Here is a 13,564-nt window from a genome sequence, read left to right on the forward strand (position 1 = left end):
GTTGCCTAGTGCGTCCTGCTATACCTAACCTGCAACTGCTTCAGTATCTCCTCAACCTCCCCCCGAAACGGATAGAGCAACTGCTGATTTAAACTCCGTTGATACGCCTCCACCGCCCCCCTGATATCCCCTAATCCTTGTAATGCTTTCCCAAGCCAATAACAAACCGTAGCGGGCTCAAACTCCATCAGTGCCAACGCTTGCTGACAAGCCACTTCCCACCACTCCCGACTCTTTGCCTCATCCCCCAGTACCCGATAACTCTCTCCGAACCACACCGCCACTAACACAGATGGCAAATAATCCCCCGCATCTGGCAACAACTGCCATCCTTGGGTCAACGCCTCGACGGCCTCCTGGTGTTTTCCCGCCAGTGCCAACACCCGCCCATGCCGAAACCAAGCATCCGGCAACTGGGGCTGAAGTTGCGTCGCCCGTGCAGAAACACCACACCCCCGGTCAATTTCCTGAAGATGTTCCACCAGCACTCGCCCTGCTGTCGTCCAAACGCTCCAGCGTTGAGGAAAACGCCCCAGCATCTCTTCTACAATTAAAGCCAGCGAGATAGACATCCCATTACTCCCCTCTGGTGCAAGGAGATGGGTTAAAGGAGGGATAAAAGGTAAAATCTCGCACAACGCCCGATAAATTTCACAATCTTTGGGGTAGAGACGATAAGCGTTCAGCATGGCTGATGCGGCCTGTTGATAATCCCCAGTGTGGAACAAGCACCGCCCATAGGAATACCAACCCCTGGGATGATTCGGGTGTTTCTCAGTAAACTGTGCCAATACCCCGACTCCTGTAGCCCAATCCCCTTGGAAAATGTGATAATAGGTAACCAACTCGCAGGTATCTACGCCATCGGGAGCGAGTCGCCGAGCCAAGTTAATGATTTGTTTGGTCTGCTTCCCCGGTTCTCCGAATACCAACCTCATCCAGCAACGATTTTCGATCTGTCGTTTGAGTACCCGGAAATCTTCAGATGCCAATTCGACCAAGCGGTCTAAACAGTCTTGGGCTGCCCCAATCTTACCCAAGGCGAGAAGGGCATCATAGCGATCAATCAGTGCGACCAGATCATCGGGATCAATTGACACAATTGTCTCAAATACTCGCAATGCTGCAACCCTATCTTCTCTCTGCATCTGCAACCGCCCCAAAGCCAACCAGTGAGCAACGTTGTCGGGTTCTAGGGAAGTGGCTGACTCAAAAGCTAGTATTGCTTCCTGAACGTCATCCCGACAAACTGCAATTAATCCACTGATATGCTGTCGAGTCGCCTCATGGTGTATCAAAGACAAGGCATTCTCATAAACGGCTACGGCATCCGTCTTTTGTCCCATTAACTGCAACATTTTCCCCAATTTCAACTGCACTTCAAGGAATTGGGGCTGTCGGTCAATGACTTGTTGATACTCTTGAATTGCCTGTTGCCAACAACCTATTGTGTATAGCAGATTCGCCAATTCTAAGCGTTTTTTCCATCCAGAAGGATACTGCTGCACATACTGACTTAATGTTTTGATTTTCTGGTTCGTTCGGGTTGGCTTTTCGTCTAAAACTAAATCAATATTTATCTCCATCCCTGAAGACCGAATGATGGATAGGACGGATGAGATAGTTTTTTTACGCATGTCGCTGTTAATTGATAATTAATGACGGCGAAAATGCACCCGGGATCTCTCGATATGGGAGAGTCTATTTTTAAATCATCCCCTAAAAAATTACTATTTTTATTAGAGGTTTTGGCGGAAATTAACGGAAAATTTTCTATCCCTGACAAGTACCTTCTCAAGCACTTTTGCAGTCTATCTCGTGCCTGTTGGATGCGTTTGTAAGCATTATCTTGGGATATGGCGAGTTGTTGAGCAATATCTGGATAGGAAACTTGCTCGTAGTAACGTAAGATAAAAGGAATGCGAAGTCTTTCAGGAAGAGTATCTACAGCACTACGAATCACCTGTCCTAACTCATCACGAAGAATAGCTGATTCGGGACAGTCAAAGTTAGAGATAACTGCTTCCTCTTCTTGAACGGCTATTGTTTCAAGGCTCTCGATTCTGATTGCTTTTCTGCAACGCGCACGATGGATATCGACGCAAAGATTATGGGTAAGGCGGGTCAGCCAAGCACGGAAATTTGTAATTTTATCCGCCGAGTTTGGTAATTTATCTCTGGCTTTTAACATTGCTAGACTGAGGGCTTCTTCAGCCTCAATAGGATTTCCTCCCATCCAACTTAGACAGCGATGATACAGGTATTTTTGATGCTGTTGCCATAATGGCCAAAAGGCATTGTCATCGCCTAAAGAAAGACGTTTTAATAAGATTGGTTCTTCTTTCCCAAAATCTAAATCTATATCTTTAGATAGATGGCGAGAATTAGGAGCTAAATGGTAAGATGACATAAGCATCTGGGTGTGGTTTAAGTTTTTGCCAGTCAAACGGTTTTTCATCATGTTCAGTTGATGATTCGTGCTGAAAAAGCACTTGATTGATTGAGGATTGTGTGAAGTTGAGTTAAGTTTTATCAAAGCTTTCTTCAATAAAATTGAAAACCGATTGAATCGTAAAATGCACCAAATAATCTTGTAGAGCTAAGAAAAATTTGCTTCACAAGACTGCATTAGCTTTTCCAAATTTCATTGTTACAATATCATCCTTCGTTTCCCCTGTCTCTGTCAATAGCTGAAAGTCGGATCTCTAGGGCTGGAAAAGTTGGCTTTTTTGAGAAATTGCCGGATTTTATAGTTTGGCTTGGGTATTAGTAATAATATCAAGTTAAATTCCGGTTTTAACCCCCAATCAACTGAAACTTATAACAACCCTGCAATATAAACTCAACTCTTCCAAAAATAGGAGTTTATTCTAAATAGATCCCTATCTGCCTTTTAAATTCAAGGATTTTCAAATTTGTGATGTTGCGAATGGTAATTGAACAACCGTCTCCAAATTTTATAGCAGTCAAATAGTACCAGTTCTGCTCGTCATGATTTTCCCAATAAAATGTTTGCTCGATCATTTCTCCTGTCTCAACAACACTGATTAGGGAATCAAACAAGGTCGGAATTAGTTGATTAAGCAATTTTTTGAGGGAGGTTTTACCCATGAGGGCTTCTCGTTTTTGACCTAATAACTTTGCCAAAACAGGATTCACCACTAAACAGCGAAAATCGTTAATTTCTTCAGTCATTAGATCTCTCACGGTTTGTATGGCGGCAATTCCATCGTGTGAACTATTGAATAAATTTGCTAGTAAAGCACGAGATTTATAGAGAATTTCTACGGTTTGTTGATGTTGTTTGATTTGTTCTTTCAACTGTTTTTTTTGTTGTTGGATAGTCAGTTGAGTTTGAATTCGACCAATCACTTCTTCGGGTTGAAACGGTTGGGTGATCAAGTCAACGCCACCGACTTGAAAGGCTTTAGCTTTATCGATAATTTCATCTAACCCACTTAAGAAAATGACCGGAATTTCTGAAGTCACTTCATCGGCTTTTAGAATTTGGCAGATTTCATACCCATCCATTTCCGGCATTTTAATATTGAGTAAAATGACATCGGGTAGGTGCTTGTGGATTGTTGTTAATCCCATCTTCCCATTGGGGACGCTGCAAACTTTATAACCCCGTTTACTTAATACTTCGGTTAAAAGTTGCAAGTTTGGGATGAGATCGCCAATAATTAAAATATTCCCTTTGGAGGTTAAACTTTCATCTGTATCGTTTTCTACTATTTTTTCTTCAGGGAAAGTTTGGGTGACATAAAGCTCTTCTATGAGTCGTCTAAAGTTATTTTTGGTGATTTTTTCCCTGAAGGTATCTGAAAGGCGTTGCCATAATCGGGAGGCTAAATCTTTAATATGACCAATACTTAGATATAAGGTTTCAGCAACGTTGCTGTAGGTTTCGTTATTCCAGGCAGCTTTGAGGATGTTTTTTTCAGTGAGAGTTAGTTTTTTACCGATTTTAGACTCTAGGGTTGAGTCTACAAATCGCACTGCTTCTTCAAAAGTCATGGGAGGGTTATCTGGTATTAAGGGTTTTCTAACTTACACCCTGATACATGATCTCTATTAAATCAATAATAGACCAATATTATTTCATTGTCTCTCTATCTCGATTAAATGAAGGCGATCGCTCTGTTGACTACGCTTCATGTTCAGTCAACCGGATTAGGCTTGAATCGGGTTGTATAGAGGGCTTTAAGTCCGATAAAACATCTTTAAGTCTAAAATTTCAGAACGTGTCTTCAATAATCGTTTTAGTACCAGAAGTCAAACAGGGTTGATTAACCCAGTTTAGTCTTGTCGAGTTAATTAAAAAATTCAATGAGTAGAACTTGGTACGCTTTGCTTACAACGTATATGGTCTTGTTTTTTATTACAGGCTATATTACTTTTTTCTATAATAATATCTTTGCAACTAGATCAGAGAATATTGCTAAAATTACAAAGGTATATGATGATCAGGAAAAATTTAAACTCGTCGAAGAGCTTTTGCAAGACGATGCTAAAACTTCTCAAGATGAGAATAATATAAGTTCACAGTCTTTTAATGTTGTGCTGGGGGCTATAGTGTCTTTTTTATCAACTACTTTAGCTCAAAAAAATAATCATAAAAAAAATGATTATAACAACAAAATATAGAATAAGTTAATAAAAATAAATTTTATGGAAAAACTATCTGAGTTTCAAGACAAATATTCTGAAAAAGAAGAACTCTTAAATCCCCCAATAAAAGCATCAAATCAAAGAGAGTTTTATCAGAATAAAAGCTCAATTGTCGGATCTCCTTGGTATACTATTTTAGTAATTTATAGTATTTTATTAAGTTTTACAGGAGGAGTAACATTTTTTTATAATAATGCTTTTGCTAGCCGAGAAGAAAATATTAAAAATTTAGATTCCATGAAAACATCAGAGCAGTTAGCTACTTATAAAAAATTATTAGAATTTGAGATTAAAAATATGGAAAATGTCAACAATATAGCCAATCAATCTTTTAATGTTATCTTAGGGTCTCTCTTAGGATTTTTATCCGCAACTCTAACGACTTTAAGCTCCAAAGATGATGAAATTGCAGACTCCCACGATTCTATACTTGAATCAAAGTTAGAGCCTCCTGAAAACTAACTCAAAAAAATCAGAATTTCTAGCCTAAATTCGTCATTGTATTGAGATTGATAATACTAATTAGAGCAATTGACGGGGTAATAGGTATGAAACAAATTACTGCAAAAGTGAATACTAAGTTAAAAAAACTTCCGGTTGAGTCATCTCAACTTAAACCTGAACAAATCGTTATCGTTCCGGCGGGCAAAACCTATGGCTTGGAAGCAATTGAACCTGCTGATAATGGACATATTAAGGTTTTTTTAGCCGCAAATAGTGGCACTTTTTATGCGTTTACTCAACATTGGGAAGGAATACAATTAAAGGAATCTCAAGAATTATTTCTTCCAGATCAAGCTGTTAAATTATTAATTAACCAAGAGGAAGCCGAAAGAATCTTTGACAATCCCATTACAAAAGATGAACTGAACGATCTTAATGGTTGCTTAAACCGTTATGAAATTAATACTCCCCCTAGACTTTGCCATTTTCTCAGCCAAATTGCCCATGAATCAGGGGGTTTGAAATGGTTAAAAGAGCTTGATGAGGGTGACTATTTGGAAGGACGAAGTGATCTGGGAAATACTTGTTCAGGTGATGGATCTAAATATAAAGGTGCTGGGGTACTTCAGCTAACCGGACGAAATAATTATCAAGCCTTTTGTCAGGCGATTGGTGATGCCAACATTATGCAGGGTTGTGATTATGTTGCAGAAACTTATCCATTTACCAGTGCAGGCTTTTGGTGGTACAATAATAGCATGAATGAACTTTGCGATCGCGGTGCAACGGTTGAAGAAATTACACTACGAGTTAATGGTGGCTATAACGGCTTAGAAGATCGTCAACAATATTATCAAAAAGCCTGTGAAGTTATTAATTCACGAGAAAAAAGTCAAACCCCTACCCAATCTAAACCTGCTTTAACCCTTAAATTTGTTCATACCACTACTCTGAGACTTGCCATAGAAGATGTTACAGAACTTTCCATAGAACAACAAGTTGATATCACAGAAGGTAATATTTTTGAGGTAGCTTCCTATGCGTACCAAACCGGAGATTACCTAAAAGTTGCCTTTTTAGCTGAATCTTTTAAGGGAAGAAATACTTGGTTTGTTCACACTCAGGATGTAGAACTTTGCAATCCCCAACTTCAAATCAAACCCAAGAAAATTTTACTTCCTGTTCCTTGGTTTCCTCAAACTGATAATTATCGAGATCCTGAAAGAACTTGTAATTCTTCCTCCTGTGCGATGTGTTTAGAGTATTTCCGACCTGGAACTTTACCTGGAAAAGATGGAGATGATATTTACTTAGAAATGGTCTTTGAATATGGCGATACCACGGATCATGAAGTTCAAACTCAAACTTTATCGCATTTTGGTTTAAATAGTGCTTGGCATACGGATCTCGATTTTGAGGATATTTATCGGGAACTAGAAGCAAATCGTCCTGTTGTAATTGGTATTTTGCATCGGGGGACAACGGAACATCCTTCTGGGGGTCACATGATTGTTGTACGAGGGCGAACTGAAGAGGGAGATTTCATTGTTAATGATCCTTATGGTTCTCTCAATGATCGTTACACAGGTGCGGTAGAAAATGGCAAAGGCACCATTTACAGTCAATATGAAATGACCTATCGCTGGACAGCAGAGGGGCCCGGAACAGGTTGGGGTAGATTATTTCAACCGTAGGTCTAGGAAACTGCAAACACAATCCTCAAAACTGTAGGCAAACAACTATGAAGGATAGTTCTTGTAATTATCCTTCATTAGTTATTGAAATTTCCTATTGAACAGGTTTGATGTCATTGCCACATCTCCTTGAATACCAGTATTTTTTGTACTGATGTTCTAACCTTACTTTTAAAGAGTTTAGAATATAAAATTCATGTTTAGCGCCATTCCCCCTGCAAAGTAAATGCAGCCCAATAGTAGGGTGATTTCCATTGGGTTTCTGTTTGCATTTCTAACTGTGCCCTTCTAAGTGCTTGTGTAGGTGATAACTTTTCTTTGAACAACAAACGATAAAATCTGGTCATCAATTCAGCCGTCGCCGCATCATCAACATTCCATAAACTCACCAAGACTCTAGGTGTACCCGCATACATAAATCCCCTCGTTAATCCCACCAAACCTTCGCCACGAACTTGTTTCCCGAGTCCCGTTTTACAAGCACTCAAAACCACTAAATCCGCCGATAAATTCAGGTTAAAAATATCATGAAGACGTAAAAACCCATTGATAGGATTTCCTTGTTGATCAATCATCGATAAAACAATCCCAGAAAGTTCAGGATTAACACTATTTAATAATCCATGAGTTGCAAAGTGAATCACTTTGTATTGATTCAGTTGAGGAGCAGTAGCGATCGCTCGATTTGTGGCAAAATCAAAGGTAGAAATACTCCCAGATTTCGGTACAAGGGCGAGAATGGCTTCCGCTTCAGTGCGAGTTCCCGGAAGTCGTTGCCAAACCCCAATATCCAATTGTCGAGCAGAACGATTAATATTATATTGTTCCCAAGTTTCGCTTCGGGTAGACATTGGGGTTTGTAATCGAGTATCATCAGAACTGAAAACCGGATCAGCAAAAATCGCAAGACTTTTCGGTGCAGGTTCTCGTTTTTCAGCATCTTGACGGAGAAGACTTAAAGTTGATGCTGAAGGAAGATTGACGATTTCGTGATTAAGAACTAAGGGGAAATAATCTGTTTTTTTTGATGAATTAATGGGTACAGAAAGAGCATTTAAGGGAAGATAATGTAAAATTCCATCACTAACAATTGCTAAACGTTTATTCTTCAGTTGAGAAGCAACAGGGGCTAAAATCATCTGAGAAAGAGATTCAGAAGCTTTGGAGATATTCTCAGAAGTAGAACGTCGGTTAACAACCCCAGTAAAAAATAGCCGTGTGGCTTGTTCAATTAATGCTTTTGGCGGGAGTTCATAGCTGGTCATACTCTCTTTCGTCACAGCCCAAAGAAAACTCCGTTTCTCGCCTAAACTATATTGTAAAAGTAGTGTATTCTCATCCAGAATTTGTTGCTGAATTTGTTCTAACGTCAGGGGTTGAGGTTGCGTCAGCGCGGCATAACTTGGACTGGTTTCGCGGATTTTGGTTTGAACTTCTTCATATTTACGCAAAAGATATTGTCGTTCTTGTTCGATAGTCGTCTGTTCTTCTTCGGTATCCTTTTCACTTTTATAAACTTCCACTCGTCGTTGTTCAACAGCATCTAATTGTTGCTGTAAACTTCGTTCTTGAATCACCAATTGCGGATCAACACCTTTACGAATATCGGTATTAGCTTCATTGAGAAGTTCAAGGAGGCTTCTGGCTTTAGAACGTTCACTGATATTGAGCGCTTCAGCATCGTATCCTTTAGAGGGATTTTGTTGATGCAGTTCCATTAATAAGTCGATATAGAACTCATAATAGTCTTGTTTTGAGGCGAAAAACTCAAGGCGTTCTTCTAATGAAAATTTACGACTTCGTGTTTCTTCAATTAAAGAAATTGCAATTTTAATCTGAGTTAAAGCTTCCTCAAGATTTCCTCTTTGTTGTTCAACAACAGCAATACCTAATCGATTTTCGGCTTGTAATTCAGGATAGTTATCCCTTTGTAAGTTTAGAGATTTATTGAAGAACTGCAAAGCCTTTTCAAATTCTCCTAACTTAGAATAAACTTTCCCCATTTCTCGATAAAGAGAAGGATTCAGTTTTTGATTAGAATCTATAGCTTGTTGTAAAAATTTCACTGCTTTGTCGAATTCTCCTAATTTCGAGTATATCCGTGCAATATTGATAGAAATCCAGAGGGAATCTGAAGCGGATCTAGCGTCATTTTCTTGGGAAAGTTTGAGTGCTTGCTGGTAAATTTCTAACGCTTTTTTTAAATTGCCAAGTTGTTGATAAACTTCACCGATTTTATTGAGAATATTAGTTTGTTGTCGATAATTCCCCAATTCTTGATAAATCTTTTTAGCTCGATTGTAAAATTCTAAAGCTTTTTCCTCATCTTTGAGTTGGGAGTAGGTATCACCCATTTGCGTGAGAATCGAGGCTTCTTGACTTTGATTATTAATGGTTTGAGCAACTCTTAAGCCTTGATTAAAATAATCTAAAGCTTGTTGATAGTTTGTGCTATAATAATAAATTCTAGCAATGGAAATTAAAGTATCTGTTTCACCTTCCGAAAAACCGCTTTTTTGGTAAATTCTTCTCGCTCGATTGAAAAACTCTATTGCTTGTTTTGATTCTCCTAGTTTAGCATAATCTTCACCAATCCGAATCAGACCAACAACTTCTCTATCCGACCCTAAATTTTGATAGATAGTCCCGTATTGATTAAAAGAGTCTAAAGCTTTTTTGGGGTCGCCAATTTGATAACAAAGTTTACCAATTTCTCGAAACATTTCCGAACGTCTAACAATTTTTGATTGGGGGAAATTTTGAGCATTCGTTAGGGATTGTTTACAGTATTCTATAGCAGTTTCTGAGTCTCCCATATAAGCATAAATTCGACTGATTCTGATCAACAGATCAAGGGTTCGTTCTTCTCGGAAGTTTGCATCTGCTTCTTCCTCGTAAATTGCTAAAGCTTGCTGATAGAAATCTAAAGCTGTTTGAAACTCTCCTAATATCGTGTAAGTTTTACCGATTTCATAAATTGTCCATGCTTCCCCTGATTTATCACCCTTTTTTTGATAAACATTGCGTGCTTGGTTAAAAGTTTCTAAGGCTTTGTTTGAGTTTTCTAATTCATAATAAAGCTGACCAATTGTTCTCAAAATTGAGGCTTCTTGTTGATAGTTTCCTGATTTTTGAAGAATTGGAATAACTTGATTGTAGAATTCGATTGCTATTGTTTTATCTCCTAATTCTTGATAATCAGAAGCAATTTGTATGAGGATTTTTACAGATTGTTCAATATCACCCTTTTCTTGAACAACGTTTCCAGCTTGCTGAAACACTTCTAATGCTTGCTGTTTTTTCCCTAATTCATAGTAGAGTTTACCAACAAGTCTCAATGTATAGGCTTGATCACTGAAATTATTCATTTCTTGATAAATAAGAACAGCTTTATTGTAAAATTCTACTGCTTTTTCTGGATTTTCTAATTTTAGATAAAAATCCCCCAGTTGAGCGAGTGTTTTTGCTGTTTTCTCCAGATTTCCAATTGTTTGATAAATTTCTAAAGCTTGATTAAGGCTATTCAATCCTTTTTCAAAATCTCTCAAACGCGCAAAATAAATCAACGAGATTTTATCCCGTAATAAATTAGCTTCCGCCTCCAGATTTCCCATTTCTCGATAAACCGTAACCGCCTGATTGAAATATTCTAGCATTTTTTCCGAGTTTTCTTGCTCTCCATAACGTTCAGCAATTTTAATCAGAAAACTCGCTTCGCCTTGGTCATCTTGCCATTTTTGATAAATCCTTTGTGCTTGATGATAAACTTCTTTTTCTTGAGCTTCATCTTTTAATTGAGAATAAATAGTTGCCAAGTTAAATAAAATAATCGGTTGGCGATAGTCAAATATTAATGCTTGTTGTTCATCACCGATTTTAGTATAAAAATCACTTACTTTCTGAAGCGTTCCTAATTCTTGTTTGTAGAATTCCAAAGCTTTATCTACCTCTCCTAATCGGAAGTACATTAACCCCAACCGATCTAAAATTTTAGCTTCTCCAACTGCATCACCAATTTCCTGATAAATGCCTAATGCTTGAGTATAAAATTCTAATTGTTTTTCACGATTTTCTAGGCTATGATAGTAATCAGCAATGCGGGTTAGGGTTATTGCTTCTCCCTGTTTATCACCAATTTCTTGATAAATCTTTAAGGATTGATTGTAGAATTCTAAGGTTTTTTCTTGATTGTTTGACCCCCAATAATCAGCCGCAACACTCAACAGCTTTGCTTCGCCTTGGTGCCCCGTCACATCCTGATTATCGAAAGACTCATTATTTTTCTGGTAAAGAGCTAAAGCTTGATTAAATAAATCCCATCCGACTTGCTCATTTCTGTAGTTAATAAGATGCAATTCACTCAGATGACCTAATACTAAGGCTTGTCCTTTTTGATCACCGATTTGTTGATAAATTGCTAAAGATTTTTCAAGCAATTTCTGTTGATCTTCTTCATCATCATGTAAATAGCGACTTCTCGCCATTGCATTGAGAAGACTGGCTTCTCCCGATAAGTGATTCATTTCCTGGTAAATTTTCAGAGATTGCTGATAAAACTCTAAAGGGATTTTAGAATCTCTATGCTGTTGAGTTAATCTTAATTGGGATAGCCGAGAATCGATGAAAAGATCATGTTCAAAACTAAACTGTTCTTCTTCTTTCCCTTGTTCTAAGTTCGCAATATAAGTATTTCCAATTTCACTGAGGATTAATGCTTCTTGGAGGCGGTTTCCAAGTTCTCGGTATAGGCTTAAAGCTTCGGTGTAGCGTTCTAATGCGGGGGCGGTTGCACCTATATTTTTGTAAATTTCAGCCAGTTTAAGTAAGGTTAATGCTTCTTGAGATTTATCTCCTAATTGTTGCCATTTTAATCGTGCTTCTGACCATTTTTTGAGTGCTTCTAGTTGAGATGGAATGTTTTTTTTCTGTGTCAGTTTTTCGGCTTCATTAACAAGTTGTTGTGCTTCTGTAGAGGTTTGATCAATTTGGGAACGTATTTCTGACGGTTGCAACCGGGGTGCATTTTGATGGCTAGATTCTGCTGTCCCAACTTCTGAGAGGAGTACCAGATAAACCCAAAACGTTAAACTGAGTCTAATTGACTGTTTAATTAAATTTGTAGATATATTCCTCATTTTTTACCTCGGCTTCATCAGAATTTTCAGTTAAGTCAATCTAACGCCAACTTAGTCTTTACTACTTCTACTTATTTCTCAGCTAACTGGGCTTATGCAATCTTATAGTAAGTGAAATCATTTAAGCTATAATAGTTTTGTTCGTAATTCATGAATAAAGAAGAAAGTTGGAGGCTAGGGGCTGGCTTTAAACCCGCATTGATTAATTGAGTTAATACAAAAATAGATAAAAATCACGAACGGAAGTTTTACTCAGTAGGGAATAGGACTATTTATGCTATTTAGATAAATCTTTCATATAATTAATATTATATAGCCATTATATAAAATATTAATTCTTCGGAAAATAGCTATCATGTTTGAGAATTATGGCTGAAAAGTAAGTTATAATTCTCAAACATGAAACAGCCCTGCTATTGGCCAAATTCCAATCGTGCTTGTTCCACAAGTTCTGCGGTAACAATCCCTTGTTCTGCTTCTCTGGCTAGTTGTTCAATCCGTTGTCTAGCTTGAGTCCGAACAAAATAGGGGATATTTTTCAATTTGGCTTTGGCTTCAGGAAGCCACTGAAGTTCACCGAAATAATCAGCGTTAGACATAAACTTAACAGTTACTTTGGGATCATCTCTTTATTGTACTCATGGGGTTGAAAGAGGTTCAAGGATTTTTAGACATTGACGAATTACCCCAATTGTGACGCCCGGAAGTTCTAAATGGGGGGTTAATCCGACATTATCTATTTTTTGAAAAAGTTTAATCGCCGTTGGATTTAAGTTAGCTAACCGTTGGCCTGTTTCAGGACGGGTAAACGCGGATTTTTCACCCCAAAGAATAGCCGTTGGTGTAATCAGTTGAGTCATATATAATGATAAATCAAAACACAAATCACCCCCCACAAAAGACAAGGCTGCATATTCGGCATTGGGTTGTTGAGCCGATTTTAAATAAGCCTCTACAATTTCGGGATAAATTCGATCCGGTTCAGCAAATTGACGACTTTCCAAAAAACTTTGAATTCCGCCACTATTAGCAATTCCAGTAAAATACACAATCCGATCTAAAATGGGTGTTTTCACAATTTGGCTGAACAATGTACGTCCATAATTTTCTCCAAAATCCGATAATCCTGAAGGCGTTACTAAAATCAAAGATTTGAACAAGTCGGGACGCTGAATTGCAACTCGAATTGTAAACGCTGCCGTTAGAGAGGAAGCAATAACGGTGGCTGGAGGTGAACAAGTTTGTTCTAAAAACTCAGTAATAGTCGTGAGATAATCCTCAATTTTATAAGTTTTTGCCGGATGTTCTGAACGACCCCAACCGATTAAATCTGGGGCTAAAATTCGGTATTCATCGACAAAAGCCGGATAAACTTTTGACCATTCATAAGCAGAAGAACCTCCCCCAAATCCATGTAAAAAGACTAACGGAGGTAATGCCGCAGAAACTTCATTCAAATTCCCAGGTGAACCCTCGGCGGTGTAATACACCATTCTGCCTAAAGATGTCACCATTGAACGCTGACCAAATCCATTCGGTTCAAACATAATTGACCTCTGCAATAATTACGGCGTTGAATGTCGGGTGAAACAGAATACAGAAGTAGATTCTTTCCTG

Annotated in this window: 9 protein-coding genes; 3 read left to right on the forward strand and 6 right to left on the reverse strand. The window is 38.2% G+C overall.

The annotated features are described in order from the left end of the window. Nucleotides 1-5 precede the first annotated feature (5 nt). The 3 genes from IQ236_RS13900 to IQ236_RS13910 all read right to left on the reverse strand — a co-directional run bounded on the left by IQ236_RS13900 (nt 6) and on the right by IQ236_RS13910 (nt 4,020). On the reverse strand, nt 6-1,637 hold the full coding sequence (locus tag IQ236_RS13900; protein ID WP_193869807.1) for a tetratricopeptide repeat protein: 1,632 nt from the start codon (nt 1,635-1,637) through the stop codon (nt 6-8). After that, complete coding sequence (locus tag IQ236_RS13905; RefSeq protein ID WP_228041629.1) at nt 1,577-2,461, reverse strand: RNA polymerase sigma factor; 885 nt, start codon at nt 2,459-2,461, stop codon at nt 1,577-1,579. Before IQ236_RS13905 ends, IQ236_RS13900 begins: the two co-directional genes overlap by 61 nt. Before the next feature lie 404 nt (nt 2,462-2,865). Beyond that, nucleotides 2,866-4,020: a response regulator gene (locus IQ236_RS13910; RefSeq protein ID WP_193869808.1), complete on the reverse strand. Its 1,155-nt coding sequence runs from the start codon at nt 4,018-4,020 to the stop codon at nt 2,866-2,868. Nucleotides 4,021-4,332: 312 nt separating this feature from the next. On the opposite strand from IQ236_RS13910, the gene IQ236_RS13915 reads away from it, so the two are divergent. The 3 genes from IQ236_RS13915 to IQ236_RS27760 all read left to right on the forward strand — a co-directional run bounded on the left by IQ236_RS13915 (nt 4,333) and on the right by IQ236_RS27760 (nt 6,812). Beyond that, nucleotides 4,333-4,650, forward strand: a complete 318-nt coding sequence (locus tag IQ236_RS13915; protein WP_193869809.1) for a hypothetical protein — start codon at nt 4,333-4,335, stop codon at nt 4,648-4,650. Between the two features lie 24 nt (nt 4,651-4,674). Then, nucleotides 4,675-5,136 (forward strand): hypothetical protein, encoded by a 462-nt coding sequence (locus IQ236_RS13920; protein ID WP_228041630.1) that lies wholly within the window; start codon nt 4,675-4,677, stop codon nt 5,134-5,136. Between the two features lie 86 nt (nt 5,137-5,222). Beyond that, entirely contained in the window at nt 5,223-6,812 is a 1,590-nt protein-coding gene (locus IQ236_RS27760) for a C39 family peptidase (protein WP_228041631.1), read from the forward strand. A gap of 200 nt (nt 6,813-7,012) precedes the next feature. On the opposite strand, the gene IQ236_RS13935 is transcribed toward IQ236_RS27760, so the two are convergent. The 3 genes from IQ236_RS13935 to IQ236_RS13945 form a co-directional block, all read right to left on the reverse strand. Beyond that, nucleotides 7,013-11,947, reverse strand: coding sequence for a CHAT domain-containing protein (locus IQ236_RS13935; protein ID WP_193869810.1), 4,935 nt, complete (start codon nt 11,945-11,947; stop codon nt 7,013-7,015). A 413-nt stretch (nt 11,948-12,360) separates the two neighbouring features. Next, nucleotides 12,361-12,546 carry a PCP reductase family protein gene (locus IQ236_RS13940; protein ID WP_072720161.1) on the reverse strand — a complete coding sequence of 62 codons (186 nt, stop codon included), beginning with the start codon at nt 12,544-12,546 and terminating at the stop codon, nt 12,361-12,363. A gap of 39 nt (nt 12,547-12,585) precedes the next feature. Further along, nucleotides 12,586-13,494, reverse strand: a complete 909-nt coding sequence (locus IQ236_RS13945) for an alpha/beta fold hydrolase (RefSeq protein ID WP_190525228.1) — start codon at nt 13,492-13,494, stop codon at nt 12,586-12,588. Nucleotides 13,495-13,564: the final 70 nt, after the last annotated feature.

This window comes from Planktothrix mougeotii LEGE 06226, assembly GCF_015207485.1.
In the GTDB taxonomy this organism is placed as follows: Bacteria; Cyanobacteriota; Cyanobacteriia; order Cyanobacteriales; family Microcoleaceae; genus Planktothrix.